Below are 19074 nucleotides of genomic sequence, written 5' to 3'. Positions count from 1 at the left end.
AAGTTCTGTGAGAGATTTAGGTATCCGATGGTTGTTGGGTACTGGGTTACTATTGTTGTGTTTGTCGGGGGTATTGGCGTGTCAATATTGAGTGGTTGGCCTCCATCATGGAACTAATTTTTAACAAAGCGCAGCATTACACAGCCTTCGGCTGTCGGACGCTCGCAAGCTCGCGCCGGTGTGCGCGGCGTTAAATTTCTCAAGGAGTGCAGGTGTTTAATCTAGAGAAGTCTTCGCTATTCTTTGAAGGGATGTCTAAATCTCATCCTGAGTTGGTGCAGAATATTGAAATTGTTCATGAGAACAGAGACTCACTGGATATTTCCTATCATAACCCCAAGCTGTTTATTTTAAATTTAAATAATTCCCTAAGATCACTGCTATTTTTTATAGAGACTGCAATTAAAAACTCGCCACCATGGTTGAATTCCTGCGTCAACCTGTATCGCCAAGAAAACCGAGAAGACTATGAAATCTTAAAAAAACTTAGAGATGTCAGTGCGCACCAAGCCCTTATTTTTCCGGCGGAGTCAATAATTACTGGTCTCTTTAGAATAAAGTCGTCCCAGGACTACCTCCCCAAAATAGGGATGGGTGATTCAAAAGCACCAGGGAGTTACTCATAGGACTTGGCAATGCAAAACACAGATGAAATATTTCATGACCTTCTAGTTTTTCATAGCATGGTATTTATGGATTTAGAGCATGGAGAACCAGGCGAATGCTTAGGCGTATCGCGAAAGTGGTTCTTTCATGTGAAATTTAAGAATAAATCAGGTTGTTATGATCAAATCGTAGACGTATACGACCTTATATGTAAGTTTTCAGAAAAATTATTAGATGCGGTATGTTTGTCATATGCAAAAGAGGTTGGCATTCAATTTAGCACTCCATTTCATCGTAAAATGAAGGAGTTTAATTGCGTTAATACCCTTCTGGAGGTCGATCTCTATCCATCACTTTTCGAGGAATGGTGGGAAGGCAAAATATCCCCTATGAATTATGGCATCCGAAGGCAGCATTAAGAAGGGAGATGTGATAACGGTAAATGTAGTGGAGCCGGAAAGCTATTCTCTAGCACGATGCGCTGGGCCAAGCTACGAGATGGTTACCAAGGTCGATTCATTCGATGATACATTCAAGTATCTGCTCTATTTGAAGGGGCGTACGGTTATAAGAATTAACATGTTTATCGAGTGGCCGGAATCCATCACTGCGGAGAGAGAATACCGGCTAATAACTAAATAGGGCATAACAATCGGCAGCACGGCGAGCACATTTACGCAGCTGTGCTGCTCCAAAGCGCCGCGTGTGCCGGACGATATGTGTCGTGAGATTTCAATAAGCATCGTTAAATCAGGTATATGGCTATACGACCGTACTGTTGAAAAGCCAGTTGACATCGTGGCGCTAGATTATGACAGGTGGTACGAAATGGTAGCTGAGGAAGATGGGCTTGAAGATGGAGAGCAGCCCGGGCCATTCGATGAAAATGGTTTAATTTATTATGTACGCTTTCGCTACGCTGGAGAACTAGATAAAGTTCACTGGGTTGATTCTATAGGCCACACTAAAATTTCTGATGCAGTTAAAGAAGCTGAATCAAAGGCGCAAGGTGGCATTAGGTGGTTAGGTGAAAACACATAACCATACGTTCAACCGAACAGTTTGCAGCGGAGCATTTGCTTCGCAAATTCTACGCCCCGCTGAAAACCGCTTCGCCGGCAGGCCGGCTCCGCTCTGCCGGTTAACTTGGTGTTAAGAGAATGTAATTATGGAGTTGCTTCACATCTACATAGGAAGTGCGATGGGGCTTTTAGCAGCCGTATATGTATTTCTCGCCGCTCACAAGCTTTCCGGCATAGTACTGCTGGCCGCCTTTGGTCTAGTGCTACAATCAATCCTGGTAACTGCAAATTGGTCTTTCGGGACAGAGTTTCAGTCATGTCAAATGGCCGCTTCCCACTACCGAGAGTGCCTGCCTTTTGTGTACAAGCTTTCCTCATACTCGGGCCACGCGGGCGGCTGGTTAATCCCTTTAGGAATAGTGCTGTTGGCACGGTCTCTTAACAAATCGCTCAAAGCGGCACATCTTAGCTAAGCGTTATGTGAGGATAGAGGAAGTAATGAATCGAGTGATTATATGGTCATTGATTGCGCTTTTAGTGCTGTACACAATCGCCTACCAGTCTTACTTTTATTCCGGTTTCACTGGCGCTTATTCTCCAGTAACTAAAAGCATGCTCAACGCCATTGTTGCTGTAATTATCGTATTAAATATTGTGTTCGTAATAAGGATCTACCGAACAATTGAATTTCGGAGGAAGCTTTGGATAAGCTATATGCTTTTATCAAGCGGCCTTGGATCAATTCACTATTACTTTAAACATAGGTCTGCTGCTGGTGAAAACACATAACAATCAGCACCACGGCGAAAACTGGATTGGCGTTTGCTGGGCGTTATGCGAAAAATATGAAATGAGCATACTTAATGAAATCAAAGACGCTTGGGGCTGGATCGGGATTGAACCTCAAGAAGTCGTTATAGAGAATGAATTTGAAAATCTGATTGTGAAAGATTCTAATGACAAGTTCTGTCGGCTATGCCCTGAAAACGTTTACCGAAGTCTTCGCCGAATCAATCGAAGAATATAACGCCCTCATTAGAAAGGAAGAATTGATCGAAGACTGGTTTATGTCGGCTATGGCCTCAGAAGCTGAGAAAGCCCTGGGAAAACTGGAACCAGGATATAAATACCATATGGCAATCCCCGGTGTACTGGGCGGTCAGTATGGCGGCTCAAATTTCAAGGTGGCATCGTTACAGGAAATCATCAGATTTTCTGGTGATATCGGCAAGCAAATTGAAAATTTACCAGAAGGCTCTCAAATTCAACTATAGGTGGTACCTTGAAGTCGCATAACCAAGAAATCAAGTGCGCTCCCTGCGGTCGCCGGACATCGTTTCACTCGACCGCTTATTGCGGCCGTTACGTTTTCTCAAGGTTCACTGCATGATTACCGGCATCAATCACATCACCTTTTCGGTTCGGGACCTGCGCACATCGATAGAGTTCTACCGTGATCTTCTGGGAATGAAGTTGCACGTTTTCTGGGACACAGGTGCTTATCTTACTGCAGGCAATACGTGGTTATGTTTGAGTTTGGGGCAACCCGAACCCGCCAAGGACTACACACATGTCGCTTTCAGTATCAGCGAAGGCGAGCTCCTGGAGTTGCGAGCTAAACTGAATAAGAACGGCGTTGTAGAGTGGAAGCAAAATATCAGTGAGGGTGACTCCATCTATTTACTCGACCCAAATGGGCATCGACTTGAATTACATTGTGGAACATTGGCTACTCGTTTAGCTGAGCTGGAGAGCGCGCCCTACAAAGGGCTGGTATGGTGCTGAAACTTAACTAACGGCTGTTGTCGCCCCCTTCGGGGCTGGGACGGTCTTTCCGCCGCTGCGCGCCTACAAGTCCGCCCCAAAGCCGGGCGTTACGTTTAGTCACTGAAAGTGGTGAATGATCGGATGAATGTGGAAATAATTGGAGATAGAGAGTTTATCCGCTCCGTTCGAGAGAGCGACGGAGCGTGGGTTCTTTACTCCGAAAAGGCGGTTTACTTTTTGAAGGTAGAGGGCGGCATAGCGTTGCCTATCTGGACCTCAAGACAAAACGCTAAGGACTTTTCAATTGGCCTCGAGCGAAGGGGGTTATCTCCTGTTTTTGTTCCACTTGATTATCTCTTAGGGAACGCCTGGCTAGGGTCACAAACGCTTAATATATTAGAAGTTCTAGCATCGCCCAGACACGGGCAGCAGGCCCTCACATATACGGCTGGTGAACTCAGTGAAAAGCTCAAAACGTAACCAGCGTACCAGTTCGCCGGGGACCTATCATGAGCTAATCTACATTGGCCAGCCAAATGAAGTTTGCTTAGAACAGGTCGCTAAAAGGCAAGCTGAGCAGCCGCAGAGAGCGGCTACTGACACTGAAGCGATGTTTGATTAGATTACCAAGCACTTTGTTGTCCCTACACCCGATGAAGGCATTAACGTAACTATTATTTCGGCAAAAGCATACAATCACAGGAAGCCGCGTGACGCCTGTCGAGATACTTAACCAGCCGGTAAGCGAATGCCTCGCAATGCCATGGAAAACCGTGACTGGTGAGCACACATAATTAGCTTCCAAGTACATGAAATTGGTAAGGTAAGTCTCCGGAGCCTGCCAGGAGAGAAATATGCCACGGCTGTTGATCATCAAAACCGGCGACGCGTTTCCTGAAGTTGTGCGTGGGCACGGCGACTTCGAATCACTGTTTCAGCAGGTACTGGGTCAAGCCGGCTTTACGGCAACAGTGTTTGACCCTCGACAGGGCTCGCCCCTGCCCGATCAGGCTGACATCGATGGCCTCTATATCACCGGTTCGCACAGCATGGTCAGTGAGCGCGAACCTTGGAGCGAGGCGCTCAAGCCTTGGCTCCGTGATGCGCGCGCGAACAACGTGCCCATGCTGGGCGTTTGTTATGGCCACCAGCTAATGGCGGCGGCATTTGGTGGTGTCAGTGATTTTCATCCCGCCGGGCGAGAATCCGGTACTCACCAAGTGACGCTCACCGATGCCGGCCAAAGTGATGCACTGCTTGGCACCCTGCCCCAGCGCTTTCCCGCTCAACTAACCCATGCTCAATCCGTACTTGAAGTGCCGTCAGATGTCGTGGTGTTGGCCTACAACGCTCACGACCCACACCAAGCGTTGCGCTATGGCCCGCGCCAATGGAGCGTGCAATTTCACCCGGAATTTACTACGCCAGTGATGCGCGCCTATCTCGAACGCCAACGGGAAGCGCTGCGCGAGATCGGTCACGATCCTCAAACGCTTATTGAAAATGTCATTACAACGCCAGATGCCAGCAGCCTGCTTGTAACTTTTGCCAAGCAGACCGCTTGATGGACCAAAGCGTATAAGGAGCCATGGGAACACCAGTTTAAAATTGCCCCGCCATTAACGTTATACTAGCCTCCTCCATCCGACCGATCGGTGCTTCCCACCCACGAGCCAGTGGTTCGCTGTAGATGACGTCAACGACCAAGCCACACAACGAGCCGCCTGGGCGCCGACGTAAGTTTTGGCTGCGCCGCACTTTGCGTCTGTCGCAAAAAGAAGCGGCGGCTTCGGCCACCACCACAGCCACCAGCGACAACTTCTTCAACGCCTTTGCTGTGTACCTGAATGCCACGGCGGCCCAGATGGGTGTGCTGACGGCTGTTCCGCAATTGTTCGGCGGGCTGTGCCAGCTGGTGTCCGTGTGGGTGTGCAGCTACGTTAGCCGCCGTTATCTGATTGTGGCCGCTGCCCTTTTGCAAGCGTTGGTGATTGTGGGCATGGGCGCCTTGGCGATTGTTCGGCCTGAACAGGCGATCTATTGGTTGATCGGGCTGGCGGTTTTTTATTTCAGTTTGCACAACGTCATTCAGCCGCATTGGCGGGCCTGGATGGGCAGCATTGTGCCTCAGCGTAGGCGAGGTGCGTTCTTTGCGGCGCGTACGCGCCTGACCATGGTGGCGACGCTATTGATGTTCCTGGGCGGTGGAGCCTTGCTGACGGGCACGGCCGGGCTGGAGGCCTCGTGGCTGGGTTTTGCCATTTTGTTTTTCATCGCCGGCGGCGGTCGTACCCTGTCGGGCTATTACCTCTGGCGCATGCACGACCCTGATCCGGAACCCTCGAGAGAACAGCCCGGAAATGTCAGCCGCAGTCTTCATCAAGTTCGTGACTCGCTCCACGATCGAACCTTCCGGCACTACAGCATTTTTGTGGCGGGTATGTTGGGCATGGTGGCGATCTCAGCGCCCTTCTTCGCCGTGTATATGTTGCGGGATCTGCAATTCACTTATCTGGAATACAGCATCAACAGCATTGCGTCCATCGCCACGCAGTTTTTGTGTTTGCGGTTTTGGGGCGTGTTCAGCGACCGTTTTGGCAACCGTTTGGTGATGCTGATTACCAGCGGCATGATTCCGATGCTACCGCTGTTGTGGTTGGTGTCGCCAAACTTTTACTACCTGCTTGGGGTGCAAGTTGTCTCGGGCATTGCCTGGAGTGGTTTCTCCCTGAGTACGGCCAACTATCTGTACGACATACGCCCCCACAAGACGGACTTTGCCGTGTACGCAGCGGTGCAATCGTGCCTGAGCGCGGGTGCTGTTTTCGTTGGCGCTTTAGCCGGTGGTTTTATCGCTTCAGCCGCGCCGGAGCTGTTGCAACGGTTGGACATTGTCGAGCTGATGGGCAGCCCGCTCTTCGTTGTGTTTATCACCTCGGCGGTATTGCGAATGGCCGTAACGCTGTGGTTCATTCCCAGGGCGGTGGAGCCGCGCGTACGCCGGCACCCGCGTATGTTGGAGATTGTTTACCGGGTGGCGCGCTTGAATGCCTTATCGGGTGTGGTGCTCGATTGGTTGACGGTGACGCGAAAGCCCGGACGAACCAAGTAGAGGGAGTCGAGCGCTGTTATGGTGCGCTCCATCAACGCTCAGGCGGAGTTCTGGATAATGGTCGGCATTAATTAAAGTCGTTGTAACACCGCCTTCAGGGCGCTGGCATGGCGACGGCTAACCTGAGGGTGCAATTCGCTATCGGCGAGACGAACATAGTACTGGCCCTGGCTATTGCGTTCCATGGCCTGGATGTGGGGCACGGAAACCAAAACACTACGATGGATACGCAGCAGGCGATCGCCGAACTCCTCCTCTAAGTCTTTCAGGGTTTCGTCCAGCAGGTGCTCGCCGTTGAGGTGGTGCACAGTCACGTATTTTTGATCGGCGACGAAAGCGCGAATGTCGTCCAGTGGAATCAGCTCCATACCTCGATGGGTTTTGGCGCTGATATGGCTGCGGGCGGGTTGGTCCGTCTTTTGGACCGAGGCGCGCTGGAGTCTATTGGGCCGCTTGGCCCGCTCCAACACTTCCTCAAGCTGTTCACTGCGCACGGGCTTGAGCAAATAGCCCACGGCTTCGGTGCCAAAAGCATCCAATGCGTATTCATCGAAGGCGGTGCAGAAGATGACCGCGGGCGGGTCGTCCATGGCACCGATTTGCCGGGCCGCTTCTATGCCATCGCCGCCGGGCATGCGCACATCCAGCAGCACTACGTCCGGGTCCTGGGAGGCAATAGCCTCCAGCGCGGCCTGGGCGCAGTCCGCTTGGGCGACTACTTGGTATCCCTTAAGGTTTTCCACCATGCGCGCCAAGCGCTGGCGCGCCAGAGGTTCATCATCAACGATCACGACGTCCATGGTTTACTCCACAGGATAGGTTATAACCAAACTGAATCGGGCGTCATCGACGCTCTCCACCAGACTGGCCGAAGGCCCGTAATGGGCACTCAGGCGGTGGCGAATATTGTCCAGTGCCATGCGGTTGCCGTGCCTGGCTGCCCGTGACGACGGCAGCGTCGGCCGGCTGGGTAGCGGATTGCTGATATGGATTGCCAGCATGGACCCGGAACGGGCCACATGCACCGCGATGCACCCACCCTCAGGCAAAGGCTCCACGCCATGGAAAACCGCATTCTCCAGCAGCGGTTGGAGCAGCAGTGCCGGCACTGTGACCGAGTCCGGCAGGGGTTCAATTTGCCAGTCCAGCTCCAGGCGCGCACCCAATCGCAGTTGCTCAATAGCAATATAGCCCCGACACAGCTCCAATTCACGGTTCAGGGGTATCAGTGTGGGCTCGGCCAGGCTGGCCCGAAACAAGATGCACAAGTCTTCCACCGCCCGCTCCGCCGCTTGAGGATCTATGGCGATCAGACTGGCGATACTGTTCATGCTGTTAAACAGAAAGTGCGGGCGAATGCGGGACTGCAGAGCTTGAATGCGCGCGTTCAGCTCCGCTTGTTGTTGATTGCGCAACTGCTGCTGTAAATACAAATAGCGCAGGCCGATTCCAGCCAGGATGGCGGCTGTGAGCAGGTTGCTCGCCAGCTCCCAGCCATCCACCCCCAGGGGCAGATTGAAAAAGCCACGCATCAGCAGCTGCCCCAGCACGGAGAACACCAACGTAACCAGCAACACCACACCGTAGCTTACGGCGCCGGCGCGTACGGGTGGCCAGCGGCCCAGGCGCGGGCGCAGGCGGCACAGGATCACGGCGCTCACCAGCACAACCCACTGCACCTGAAAGGACACCAACGCCAGCAGCTCCCAATTTAACTGCGGCAGCCCGGTGCGCGTCACGGCCAGCAGCAATGCCAGCAGCTGCGCGACCAAAACCAGCAACAGCACAGCTTGGGGCGCGCATAAATCGGGTAAGAAGTCGCTGTCGGTACGGGAGTCCATTGTGCCCATTTCTGGCGCTGGGACCGGCCGGGTGTCGCTCAAAACAGCCCCCTGTTTATGGGTGATCTGGGCTATAATGGCCCACTTTTATTCGGTCTTGTCCTATTATCCTACGCTAAATCGGCGCTGTGGGGAGTTACCGGGCACGGAAAATGCCAACCAAGTCAACCTGTGGGTGTATTCATGAGCGATAGTGAGCAAAAAAACCAATCCTGGGGCGGGCGCTTTACCGAGCCTACCGATGCCTTTGTTGAACGTTTCACCGCGTCGGTCGGCTTTGATTACCGATTTTACAACCAGGACATCAACGGCTCCATCGCCCATGCCACCATGCTCGCCAAGGTGGGGGTGCTCAGCGATCAGGAGCTCACCGCCATTACCGACGGTTTAGAAGCGGTGCGCGCGGACATCGAAGCGGGCAATTTTCAGTGGTCGGTGAGCCTGGAAGATGTGCACATGAACATCGAAGCCGCGCTCACGGAACGCATTGGCATCGCCGGCAAAAAACTGCACACGGGCCGCTCCCGGAACGATCAGGTGGCTACGGATATTCGCTTGTACCTGCGTGATCAGATTGACCTGATCGCCAAGGAGCTCGCCCGCCTGCAAACCGGACTACTGGACTTGGCGGAGCGGGAAGCGGACACCATCATGCCCGGCTTTACCCATTTGCAGAGCGCCCAGCCGGTGACGTTCGGACACCATTTGCTGGCCTGGTTTGAAATGCTCAAGCGCGACGCCAGCCGTCTGCAGGATTGTCGGACGCGCATGAACCAGTCGCCCTTGGGCGCCGCCGCCTTGGCGGGCACCACCTACCCCATCGACCGGGCCATGACCGCCGAGCTGCTGGGCTTCGACAAACCCACGGAAAACTCCCTGGACTCGGTGAGCGATCGGGATTTCGCCATTGAATTCACCGCCTTCGCCAGCATTTTGATGACGCATCTGTCCCGCGCCAGCGAAGAGCTGATTCTGTGGACCTCAGCCCAGTTTGGCTTTATCGATTTGCCAGATCGTTTCTGCACCGGCTCATCCATCATGCCGCAAAAGAAAAACCCGGACGTGCCCGAACTGGTGCGTGGCAAAACCGGCCGCGTCAACGGTCACCTGGTGAGCCTGCTGACGCTGATGAAATCCCAGCCCCTGGCCTACAACAAGGACAACCAGGAAGACAAAGAGCCGCTGTTCGATACCGTGGATACCGTGATGGATTGCCTGCGCGCCTTTGCCGATATGATTCCGGCCATTCAGGCGCGCAAAGAAAACATGTACGAATCCGCCCGGCGCGGCTTCTCCACCGCCACCGACCTGGCCGATTACCTGGTGCGCAAAGGTACGCCTTTCCGCGACGCTCATGAAGTGGTGGGCAAATCCGTGGCCTATGGCATTAAAACCGGCAAAGACTTGTCGGAGATGACGTTGGAAGAGCTGCAACAGTTTTCCAACACCATTGAGCAGGATGTTTTCGACGTGCTCACGCTGGAAGGCTCGGTCGCGGCGCGCAACCACATCGGTGGTACGGCTCCGGATCAAGTGCGGGCAGCGGTGCAGCGGGCGCGTGCGGAACTGAAGAACTAGCCCGGCTACGCCGGGTTGATGGATTTGTTTAGTTCAATGCCTTTCGGCTCTGGAGCAGGTTTCGGCACAGCGGAATTTTGCTAGGCTTAAGGCATGCGCTTACGTTACGACAAAACCATCCCGGCCGATCCAGCCCCCCTGGTTCTCACGAAACCCGAGGGCCAGCGGGTGGAGATCCACATCCGCGTGGATTCCGACGGCAGCGCTACTCTGCTCGCCTTCGGCGGCCGTGAGCATCAAAGCCCGCCCGACAAAACCACCCAACAAGGTCCCTTCCTGGTCTTCGACCAAGCCGTCGCCGCCAAACGCGCTATTGTTGCGCAGCTAAAAGACGCCGGTTATAAAGTTGCCGATGATCAGTATCCGCTCTGGTCTATGGCGGTGCAGCGCAGCATGAACGAATTGCGCAAGCACAAACAGGAAACCGCTGTAGATTACCGCTTCGACCCCAAGGATGTGTTTTTGGATTGGTGAGTAAGTATTGGTGCGACGGCAGTTACGCCCTTTGGATTCCCGCGTGCGCGGGAATGACGAATGGAGGTTGGGTTCGCCTCTGCGGAGATTGCGTAATCAACTCTGCCCTCGTCATCCCCGCGCAGGCGGGGATCCAGTTTTGTCATTCTGCCCCTATCGTTCATTTGAATTCGAGACATGAGGAAAATTGCCGCGGTCGATAATCAATCGTTGCCATTAGCGGCTAAATAAATCGTATTGCTGGCATTGCGGTTCTGGAATGGATTAAAAAATTCCACCACTTCGCTGCGCACATTCCCGAACACCTGTCTCAAAATATCCATAAAGGCTTCATCCGCTGGCTCGTTGGACCACATGGCAAAAACCCCTCCAGGCCGAAGCTGTTGGCGCATGCGGGACAAGTTGGCGACCGTATAAAAGCCGGCGTTTTCACTGTGCAAGTGCGCCTGGGGCGAGTGGTCAATGTCCAGAAAAATACCGTCGAATTGGCGCCCGGGAGCCTCCGGGTCAAAGCTGGACAGGGCGGCTTCGAAAAAATTCGCATGAACATACCGGCAGCGGGGATCCTGAGACAGTACTTCTCCCAAGGGCACCTTGCCCTGCTGATGCCAGCCAATAACAGGCTCCAGTGCCTCCACCACCAACATCTCGCTGACCCGCTGGTCCTTAAGGGCGGCGTCTGCCGTGTAACCGAGTCCCAATCCTCCCACTACCACGGTAAGATTGTCGCCCTCCAGTGCCTCAAGCCCCAGCTCGGATAAAGCCACCTCCGCGTCCACAAACATGCTGGACATCAAGTATTCCTCGCCGAGTTTAACTTCGTAAATATAATCCGGTCCCAGAGCGGGTATCCGTCGTCGGCGCAGGGAGATTTCGCCAATAGCGGTTTGCTGAGTATCGATTTCTTCAAATAAACGGGACATGATGTGCTCTCAACGGATCAGGATTAGTTGTGCGAAGGAACGGACGGGTAAGGCGGATCCTACCGATTGAATGCCCTTGGCGCCACCCGCCACCGACCTCGCCATGTTTGAAAGTATGGATGGCCCCTCCTCAACGAAGTAGAATCGGTCGCTCAGGGCTCGTGAACCGTGCTCCGAACACTTGTACTCTAATGGTAAAGGTATAAATGATCATGCTAGACAACCCCCAACGCTACGGCCAGGTGAGCCGCATCCTTCACTGGGGCATGGCCCTAATCCTGTTTTGGCAGTTCTTCACCGTGGGCTTTCGCGTGCTGATGGAGGATTCGGCCATTGATAACTTTATGTGGAGCACCCACCGGCCCTTAGGGGCGATACTGTTGCTCCTGGTAGCGATTCGAATTGTCTGGGCGCTGTTCAACCGGACGCGGCGCCCAGCAGCGGTGAGTACGGCGGCCAAGCTGGGGCACATTGCACTTTATGGGATGTTGGTATTAATCCCCGCCCTTGGGCTCTTGCGTCACTACGGCGCTGGTCGGCCTTTCGACGTCTTTGGCATCCCGCTGTTCAGCGGCTTTGAGGGCCGGATCGAGTGGTTGGTGTACCCGGGCAACCTGTTGCACAGCTCTCTGGGCTGGACCTTGATGGCAATGGTGCTCGGCCATATGGCTATGGTTGTGTGGCACCGCAAGCGTGCTGGCCAGGTGGATGTGCTGCCGAGGATGTGGGGTAGAAACTGAGCTACAGCTAATCCAGACATGGCGCGTGCTGAGTCGGCGGCTTGTGCAAAAGACTTTTCACCCTTAAGAGAAATGGCATTATGACATCCAAGTTCCTGACAGTTTTGCTCCTGTCCGTGTTGGTGAGCCTCGTTACCGCCTGCCAGAACCCCGAACAACCGGCCCAGGCTTCTGAGCCGGTTGTGCAGGAAGCTCCGCTGGCCTTTCACTGGAACAACACCTGGTCCTCCAGTATTCGGGTCGGTGACGAAACGGACGCCATCGATCTCTCCGAACTGCTTGCGACCGGTGGCGCACTGGCTCTGGATATCAGGGTGGAAGACTTGCAGCGCGGTGATCTGAAACTCCGGATGAGCTGCGGCGAGAACTGCGAGCGTCTGGTGGACGTGAGCGAACCGGCCCGGAAACTGGAGGGTCAATCGTGGCAAGAGGTACAGGTACCGCTTTCCTGCTTTGCGCACCCCGGTGATCAGCTCAATCGCATAAGTATCCCTTTTATTGCCGAAGGTGGCGGCACCGGGCGAGTGAGCATGACCAATATCCGTTTTACGCAAAACGGTGAAAACACCTTTGACTGCCTACCACCGGAACAACTTCCCGTTACCCCGGCACCGCTGATTGCCAATTGGGCGCTGGATTGGTGGATGCCCCGTCACCAGGAAAAACTGCAACAAGCGGCCGAAGGCAACTTCGATCTGGTATTGGTGGGCGACTCCATCACCCACGGTTGGGAAGATGCCGGGAAGAACGTGTGGCAAAAATATTTTTCGGATTACCGCACACTGAACCTCGGCTTCTCCGGCGATCGCACGGAAAATGTGTTGTGGCGTTTTGAGCACGGCGAGTTGGATGGTGTGACTCCACAAGTCGCGGTTGTAATGATCGGCACCAACAATGCCGGTCACCGTCAGGAGCCTTCGGAACTGACAGCCCAAGGCGTAAGTAAGATTGTGGAAGACCTCAAAGTGCGGCTACCGGAAACCAAGATCCTGTTATTGGGCATTTTTCCGCGCGGCGAAACTGCCAACGATCACCTTCGCCAGCTCAACCGTGACACCAACGCCTACCTGGAAGCCATCGGGCAGGATGAGCGCGTGACCTACCTCAATATCAACGAGGTGTTTCTGGAGCCCGATGGCTCTTTGAGCAAAGAGGTTATGCCAGACCTGTTGCACCCCAATGAGCGGGGTTATGAAATTTGGGCGGAAGCGATGCGGCCGACACTGCTGCAATTACTTGGGGACTGAACTTTCATCAAGTTAGAATGAATTCCCCCTATGGCGATTTCTAGGAGTAGCGCAACGCACGGCACAAACCCTACAGGCGACCAGCTTTACTCGGCCCGAGTGCTCAGGAAATGCAACTTGCCGGGGCACTGGTTAGTGCCTACCCCAGAACTTCGCTCAAATACTGACCCGTATATGACCGCTTCCGTTTCACCAACGTTGTTGGCGTCCCCTGAGCAATGACTTTGCCGCCGTGCTGCCCGCCTTCCGGCCCCATGTCGATAATCCAATCCGCTTCGGCGATAACGTCCAGGTTGTGTTCAATCACCAGTACCGAATTGCCGGCGTCCACCAAGCGATGCAACACGTGCAGCAATTTGTCCACGTCGGCCATGTGCAGGCCTACGGTGGGCTCGTCCAACACGTATAGGTTGTGCTGGCTGCGTCGGCCCCGGTTGTCCTCGGGGGTCATGTTGGCTTTGCTCAGCTCCGCCACCAGTTTGATGCGCTGGGCTTCACCGCCGCTCAGGGTAGGGCTTTGCTGGCCGAGGGTGAGGTAGCCCAGCCCCACGTCCTGTAAAAGGCAGAGAGCGTGATGCACTTTACTGATGGGTGCAAAGAACTCCGCGGCCTCGTCGATGTTCATGGCCAGTACGTCGCCAATGTGTTTGCCTTTGTAGCGCACGCTTAGGGTTTCATCGTTGAAGCGCCAGCCATGGCAAACATCGCACGGCACACGCACGTCCGGCAGAAAGTTCATTTCAATTTTTTGCATACCCTGACCGCCGCAGGCTTCGCAGCGACCGTCGCCGGCGTTGAAGGAAAAGCGCGCGGGCGTGTAGCCGCGCAGGCGCGCATCTACAGTGCCGGCAAACAGTTTACGAATGCTGTCCCAAATGCCGATGTAAGTAGCTGGACAGGAGCGGGGCGTTTTTCCGATGGGTGTTTGGTCCACTTCCAGAATGCGATCAATACTCTCCCATCCGGTAATGTCCTCGGCACCTTGCCAGGTGTGTTTCTTCTTTCGTTTATTCGCAATGGCTTGTCTTAGGTTGGGATAAAGTACGCCGCGCACCAGCGTACTTTTGCCGCTGCCACTGACGCCGGTGATGGCCACTAGCTGACGCAAAGGGACGGCCACGTCGATGTGGTTCAGGTTGTTTTGGCTTGCGCCTTCAATGCGCAGGCACTCCTTGTCCCACAAGCTGCGCATGTCTGCGTTACGCATGTCGGGCATGGGATGACGAAGTGGTTGCGAGAGCATCTTCCCGGTTAGGGAATTTTTGCTAGCCATGATTTTTTTCAAGCTGCCATAAGCCACCACTTCACCGCCGTTAACACCAGCACGCGGGCCCATGTCGATCAGGTGGTCTGCTTCGCGCATGGTGTCTTCATCGTGTTCGACCACCACCACTGTGTTTCCCTGGGCTTGTAGTTCGCGCAGAGTTTCAATCAACTTGCGGTTATCGCGGGTGTGCAGCCCAATGGTCGGCTCATCCAGCACATAGCATACGCCCTGCAAACTGGAACCCAACTGCGCAGCCAGGCGAATGCGCTGCGCTTCACCACCACTTAAGGTAGGAGCGGCGCGATCCAGGGAAAGGTAGTTAAGCCCAACCTTTTGCAAAAAGTGCAAACGGCTGTGCATTTCAGCGAGCAGATCACGCGCAATGGCTTGTTCGTTCGCTTTCAACTTCAACTTGCCGAACCACTGTTCGGCTGCGTCCACCGGCAGCGCTGCCAGGTCGGCAATGGATTGATCACGAAAACGCACTGCGAGAGCTGTAGAGTTTAGGCGCTGGCCGTGACAGCTTGGGCAGCTATGGTCACCGCCCTCCTCCGCTTCGTCTGGTTGCCACGTGCTTTCTTCGCCGGTTTGTTCTTCATCGAAGCCAGCGATGGCCACACCCGTGCCGTAACAGGTTCCGCACCAACCGTGTTTGGAATTGTAGGAAAACAGGCGTGGGTCCAACTCTTCAAAACCGCAGCCACAACTGGGGCAGGCGCGCTCGGTGGAGAACAGACGCTCGCGGCGTTTACTTTTCTCGCTGGGTGCCACTATGACCACACCGTTGCCTAGGTTCAGGGCTTGTTCCAAGCCGTCCGCCAGCGGCCGCTCCTGATTCGGCGACACCGTGAGGCTGATCAAGGGCAGTTCTATATCGTGTTCTTTATAGCGATCCAGAGATGGCCAGGGATTCGTGGGCATGTATTGGCCATCCACCCGCAGTTGCGTGTAGCCGCGATCCGCAGCCCATTGGGCCAACTCCCGATAAATGCCCTTGCGAGCCACCACCATGGGAGCCAGAAGCGTAACCTCGCAACCGCGATACTCTTTTTGTACTCGTGCGAGTATGGCGGCAGGCGTTTGCGGTTCAATAGGCACATCGCAACTGGGGCAGTGTTGCGTACCCAGCTTGACGTAGAGCAAGCGCAGGTAGTGATAAATTTCCGTTAGCGTTGCCACGGTACTTTTACGCCCGCCGCGACTGGTGCGCTGTTCAATAGCCACGGCTGGTGGAATGCCATAGATGGCGTCCACATCCGGTCGCGATGCCGGTTGCACAAACTGGCGCGCGTACGCATTAAGGGATTCCAAGTACCGCCGTTGACCCTCGCCAAAAATGAGATCGAACGCCAGTGTGCTTTTACCGCTGCCACTCACCCCGGAAATCACCGTTAACTTATCGCGCGGAATGGTGACGTCGATATTTTTCAAATTGTGTTCACGGGCGTGGTGGACGCTGATCACCTTTTCGGGCTTGGCACGACGCTTTTGATCAGTCGCCACTATAAGTGAAGCCGCACCCTGCCCGAGTGCCTGCTCGTATTCCCGCAGTGCTTGAGCGGTATAACCTTGATGCTCAGTCATAATGTGTGCAGGTGTCCCTTCAGCGAGCAGTTGCCCGCCCGCGTCGCCGCCCTCTGGGCCGATGTCGATCAACCAATCGGCGGCGCGAATGACGTCCAGGTTGTGCTCGATGACCAACAGCGAGTGGCCCGCCGCCAGCAATTGACGAAATGCGCCCATCAGCGTGGCGATATCGGCAAAGTGAAGCCCGGTGGTGGGCTCATCGAACATAAACAAAATGTGTTCTTTTTCTTTAGCTTTCGTGGCGGCCAGATGACCTGCCAATTTCAACCGCTGCGCTTCGCCGCCGCTTAAGGTGGGCACGGCTTGGCCCAGTTGGACATAATCCAGGCCGACATCCGCCAAGGGTTGCAAGCTGCGCTCAATGGCGGTTTCACCACGGAAGAATGTCAGCGCCTCGGCGACGGTCATGCTCAGAACGTCGGAAATGGATACCGCGCGAGGCGCTTCGCCTTCGGATATCTCGCGCAAGACTTTCACTTCAAGTATTTCATTGCGGAAGCGTCGGCCGTTGCAGTCCGGGCAGCGCAAATACACGTCGCTCAAAAATTGCATTTCCACATGTTCAAAGCCGTTGCCCTGACAGGTGGGGCAGCGGCCGTTGCCCGAGTTAAAACTGAAAGTGCCCGGCGTGTAGCCGCGCTCTTTTGCCATGGGTGCCGCCACAAACAGTTTGCGAATGGCGTCGAAGGCGCCTACGTAGGTGGCCGGTGTGGAACGAGTGGTTTTACCGATGGGGCTTTGGTCCACCATTACCACGCGGTCCACGTGTTGCATTCCGTCAATGCGATCATGCTCGCCGGGCGCTTCGGTTTGTTCGCCTCGGTGTTTGAGTAGTGCCGGGTAAAGCACCTGGCGCATCAAAGTGGATTTGCCTGAGCCGCTGACGCCGGTCAGACACACCAGCCGTTTCAGCGGGATCTCTACATCGATGTTTTTTAGGTTGTGCTCACGGGCGCCACAAATGGTGAGTGATTGTGCTTGGAGGTATTTGGGCGAGGCTTCAGCGACTTTCAATTCCGGTGCGGTCGCGCTCACTTGCTCAGAACCGTTTAAGTACCGAGCGGTTAGATTGTTTTTGCGTTTCAGAAGGGCCTTGGGCGTGCCGAAAAATTCAATCCCTCCGCCGTTCCGGCCAGGGCCGGGGCCAATGTCCAGAATGCGGTCCGCTGCCAGAATTACTTGCGGATCGTGTTCCACCACTAAAAGGGAATTGCCGGCGTCGCGCAGGCGCTGTAGTACTTTCACCAGGCGTTGAATATCTCGCGGATGCAACCCGGTGCTGGGCTCATCCAATACAAACAGGGTGTTGACCAGCGAGGTACCCAAAGCGGTGGTGAGGTTAATGCGTTGCACTTCACCGCCACTGAGCGTGCGGGATTGTCGATCCAGCGTCAGGTAGTCCAAGCCCACTTCACATAAATAATTCAGACGTGAGCGGATCTCCCCCAGCAACAGTTTACCGGCTTCGTCCAGGGCGCCGGTTTCGCCTTCGTTCAAGGTGTGGAAAAAATCGCTGCAGCGGGTCAATGGCAAACACATTAAATCGTGAATGTTGAGTCCGGGCAGTTGCGCAAAACGCTCTTGCGCCAAGGTTGCGCCTACCGGCCGAAAGCGCTCGCGCCCGGCCAGTGCCTGCTCGGCGGCGTCGAACGAGCCCACGCGCCACCAGAGCGAATCTGGTTTTAAGCGCGCGCCACCACACGCTTGGCAAGGGGTGTACGCGCGGTACTTGGAAAGCAGCACGCGAATGTGCATTTTGTAGGCTTTGCTCTCCAGCCAATCAAAAAACTCGCGCATGCCGTACCAGACGCCCCGGTCCCAGCCCCCTTCCCCCTCGATCACCCAGCTCCGCTGTTCATCCGAGAGTTCGGCCCAGGGCGTTGTGATGGGAATGCCGCGCTTCTTCGCGTACTTGATTAAGTCCCGCTGCACTTCAGAGTAGCTGGGGGTTTGAATGGGTTTGATGGCACCGTCTTTCAGGCTCTTGTTTTCGTCCGGCACCACCAGGCCCCAGTCCACACCGATGGTACGGCCAAAGCCCCGGCAGGTATCACAGGCGCCAATAGGCGAGTTGAAGGAGAAGTGGCTGGCGCTGGGCTCCGAGTAGCTGATGTCGCAGCTCGGGCAGTGATGATGGCTGGAAAAACGCGCTGGCGTGCCGGCGGATCGTTCGTCATCCAGTGGGTACACCAGAACATGGCCCTTGCCGTAGTGCAGCGCCACTTCAACCGCTTCCGTCAGACGACTGCGGTTATCTTCGTTGAGCCGAAGCCGGTCCTGCACCACTTCCACCCGATTGCGATCCCGGCTGTGTACACGGGTGTAGCCTTGCTGGTTGAGCAGTTGCAGCACTTCCTCGTCACTGAGCTTTTCCGGTACGGAAACCGGCAGGCACACCATCAGCCGTTGATCTTCCGGCCAATCCCGATACAGGGCCTCGACCACGCTTTGCGGCGTATCGGTTACCACCTCCCGGCCGCAACTTTGGCAGAACAAACGCGCCAGGCGCGCGAACAGCAGCTTCAGATAATCGTTCAGCTCGGTCATGGTGCCCACGGTGGAGCGCGAGGTGCGCACCGTGTTGCTTTGCTCAATGGCGATGGCGGGCGGGATGCCCTCGATGCTGTCAACGGCGGGCTTGTCCATGCGATCCAGGAACTGGCGCGCGTAGGCGGAGAAAGTCTCCACATACCGCCTCTGCCCCTCCGCATAAATGGTGTCAAACGCCAGGGTCGACTTCCCTGAGCCGCTCACCCCGGTCACGACCACCAGCTCCCCGAGGGGGATGTCCAGGTCCAGGTTCTTCAGGTTGTTCTGTCGCGCGCCGCGAATTTTGATGGCGTCAAAGCTCATGAGTACCGCATCCGGATTGGCCAAAAGTCTGGCTAAATATACAGGAGTTGGGCGTGT

16 protein-coding genes and 1 pseudogene are annotated in these 19074 nt (G+C 55.0%); 13 read left to right on the top strand and 4 right to left on the bottom strand.

Features of this window, described 5'->3' with window-relative positions:
- Positions 1-212: 212 nt before the first annotated feature.
- The 9 genes and pseudogenes from RBH33_RS09460 to RBH33_RS17755 form a co-directional block, all read left to right on the top strand.
- Complete coding sequence (locus RBH33_RS09460) at positions 213-626, top strand: hypothetical protein (protein ID WP_306731931.1); 414 nt, start codon at positions 213-215, stop codon at positions 624-626.
- Positions 627-635: 9 nt separating this feature from the next.
- Positions 636-1025: a hypothetical protein gene (locus RBH33_RS09455; protein ID WP_306731930.1), complete on the top strand. Its 390-nt coding sequence runs from the start codon at positions 636-638 to the stop codon at positions 1023-1025.
- Positions 1026-1311: 286 nt separating this feature from the next.
- On the top strand, positions 1312-1647 hold the full coding sequence (locus RBH33_RS09450; protein WP_306731929.1) for a hypothetical protein: 336 nt from the start codon (positions 1312-1314) through the stop codon (positions 1645-1647).
- A 937-nt stretch (positions 1648-2584) separates the two neighbouring features.
- Positions 2585-2902, top strand: a complete 318-nt coding sequence (locus RBH33_RS09445) for a T6SS immunity protein Tdi1 domain-containing protein (protein ID WP_306731928.1) — start codon at positions 2585-2587, stop codon at positions 2900-2902.
- A 112-nt stretch (positions 2903-3014) separates the two neighbouring features.
- Positions 3015-3413 (top strand): fosfomycin resistance glutathione transferase FosF, encoded by a 399-nt coding sequence (gene fosF, locus RBH33_RS09440; RefSeq protein WP_306732129.1) that lies wholly within the window; start codon positions 3015-3017, stop codon positions 3411-3413.
- Between the two features lie 123 nt (positions 3414-3536).
- Positions 3537-3875 (top strand): hypothetical protein, encoded by a 339-nt coding sequence (locus RBH33_RS09435; protein ID WP_306731927.1) that lies wholly within the window; start codon positions 3537-3539, stop codon positions 3873-3875.
- 374 nt (positions 3876-4249) lie between these two features.
- Positions 4250-4960, top strand: coding sequence for a glutamine amidotransferase (locus RBH33_RS09430; RefSeq protein ID WP_306731926.1), 711 nt, complete (start codon positions 4250-4252; stop codon positions 4958-4960).
- A 125-nt stretch (positions 4961-5085) separates the two neighbouring features.
- On the top strand, positions 5086-6507 hold the full coding sequence (locus tag RBH33_RS09425) for an MFS transporter (protein ID WP_306731925.1): 1422 nt from the start codon (positions 5086-5088) through the stop codon (positions 6505-6507).
- Between the two features lie 6 nt (positions 6508-6513).
- Positions 6514-6582 (top strand): annotated as a pseudogene (locus RBH33_RS17755) (TA system antitoxin ParD family protein); the annotation flags it as partial.
- On the opposite strand, the gene RBH33_RS09420 reads toward RBH33_RS17755, so the two are convergent.
- Both RBH33_RS09420 and RBH33_RS09415 read right to left on the bottom strand, forming a co-directional pair.
- Positions 6579-7307 carry a LytR/AlgR family response regulator transcription factor gene (locus RBH33_RS09420; protein WP_306731924.1) on the bottom strand — a complete coding sequence of 243 codons (729 nt, stop codon included), beginning with the start codon at positions 7305-7307 and terminating at the stop codon, positions 6579-6581. The pseudogene RBH33_RS17755 and the gene RBH33_RS09420 overlap by 4 nt on opposite strands.
- A gap of 3 nt (positions 7308-7310) precedes the next feature.
- Positions 7311-8390, bottom strand: a complete 1080-nt coding sequence (locus tag RBH33_RS09415; RefSeq protein ID WP_306731923.1) for a sensor histidine kinase — start codon at positions 8388-8390, stop codon at positions 7311-7313.
- A 141-nt stretch (positions 8391-8531) separates the two neighbouring features.
- On the opposite strand from RBH33_RS09415, the gene argH reads away from it, so the two are divergent.
- Positions 8532-9926, top strand: a complete 1395-nt coding sequence (argH, locus tag RBH33_RS09410; RefSeq protein WP_306731922.1) for an argininosuccinate lyase — start codon at positions 8532-8534, stop codon at positions 9924-9926.
- Positions 9927-10019: 93 nt separating this feature from the next.
- A complete protein-coding gene (locus RBH33_RS09405) occupies positions 10020-10400 on the top strand; it encodes a PA4575 family protein (protein WP_306731921.1) in 381 nt (126 codons plus the stop codon).
- A gap of 203 nt (positions 10401-10603) precedes the next feature.
- On the opposite strand, the gene RBH33_RS09400 is transcribed toward RBH33_RS09405, so the two are convergent.
- Positions 10604-11323, bottom strand: a complete 720-nt coding sequence (locus tag RBH33_RS09400) for a polyamine aminopropyltransferase (RefSeq protein ID WP_306731920.1) — start codon at positions 11321-11323, stop codon at positions 10604-10606.
- Between the two features lie 212 nt (positions 11324-11535).
- Here RBH33_RS09400 and RBH33_RS09395 point away from each other — a divergent pair, with 212 nt between their 5' ends.
- Positions 11536-12063: a cytochrome b gene (locus RBH33_RS09395; RefSeq protein WP_306731919.1), complete on the top strand. Its 528-nt coding sequence runs from the start codon at positions 11536-11538 to the stop codon at positions 12061-12063.
- Between the two features lie 80 nt (positions 12064-12143).
- The gene (locus RBH33_RS09390; RefSeq protein ID WP_306731918.1) at positions 12144-13310 is read left to right on the top strand and encodes a GDSL-type esterase/lipase family protein; all 1167 of its coding nucleotides are present in this window, start codon (positions 12144-12146) and stop codon (positions 13308-13310) included.
- Positions 13311-13449: 139 nt separating this feature from the next.
- On the opposite strand, the gene uvrA is transcribed toward RBH33_RS09390, so the two are convergent.
- Entirely contained in the window at positions 13450-19017 is a 5568-nt protein-coding gene (gene uvrA, locus RBH33_RS09385; protein ID WP_306731917.1) for an excinuclease ABC subunit UvrA, read from the bottom strand.
- Positions 19018-19074 lie beyond the last annotated feature (57 nt).

The sequence above is a fragment of the Marinimicrobium hydrolyticum genome (genome assembly GCF_030848505.1).
GTDB lineage: Bacteria > Pseudomonadota > Gammaproteobacteria > Pseudomonadales > Cellvibrionaceae > JAVDDU01.
This window is presented reverse-complemented; position numbering and strand designations above follow the sequence as displayed.

Excerpts from the sequence above, each read along its gene's own strand:
- RBH33_RS09435 (WP_306731927.1), top strand. The coding sequence starts at position 3,537 with ATGAATGTGGAAATAATTGGAGATAGAGAGTTTATCCGCTCCGTTCGA.
- RBH33_RS09445 (WP_306731928.1), top strand. The coding sequence starts at position 2,585 with ATGACAAGTTCTGTCGGCTATGCCCTGAAAACGTTTACCGAAGTCTTC.
- argH (WP_306731922.1), top strand. The coding sequence starts at position 8,532 with ATGAGCGATAGTGAGCAAAAAAACCAATCCTGGGGCGGGCGCTTTACC.
- RBH33_RS09390 (WP_306731918.1), top strand. The coding sequence starts at position 12,144 with ATGACATCCAAGTTCCTGACAGTTTTGCTCCTGTCCGTGTTGGTGAGC.
- RBH33_RS09405 (WP_306731921.1), top strand. The coding sequence starts at position 10,020 with ATGCGCTTACGTTACGACAAAACCATCCCGGCCGATCCAGCCCCCCTG.
- RBH33_RS09400 (WP_306731920.1), bottom strand. The coding sequence starts at position 11,323 with ATGTCCCGTTTATTTGAAGAAATCGATACTCAGCAAACCGCTATTGGC.
- fosF (WP_306732129.1), top strand. The coding sequence starts at position 3,015 with ATGATTACCGGCATCAATCACATCACCTTTTCGGTTCGGGACCTGCGC.
- RBH33_RS09420 (WP_306731924.1), bottom strand. The coding sequence starts at position 7,307 with ATGGACGTCGTGATCGTTGATGATGAACCTCTGGCGCGCCAGCGCTTG.
- uvrA (WP_306731917.1), bottom strand. The coding sequence starts at position 19,017 with ATGAGCTTTGACGCCATCAAAATTCGCGGCGCGCGACAGAACAACCTG.
- RBH33_RS09430 (WP_306731926.1), top strand. The coding sequence starts at position 4,250 with ATGCCACGGCTGTTGATCATCAAAACCGGCGACGCGTTTCCTGAAGTT.
- RBH33_RS09455 (WP_306731930.1), top strand. The coding sequence starts at position 636 with ATGCAAAACACAGATGAAATATTTCATGACCTTCTAGTTTTTCATAGC.
- RBH33_RS09425 (WP_306731925.1), top strand. The coding sequence starts at position 5,086 with ATGACGTCAACGACCAAGCCACACAACGAGCCGCCTGGGCGCCGACGT.
- RBH33_RS09395 (WP_306731919.1), top strand. The coding sequence starts at position 11,536 with ATGCTAGACAACCCCCAACGCTACGGCCAGGTGAGCCGCATCCTTCAC.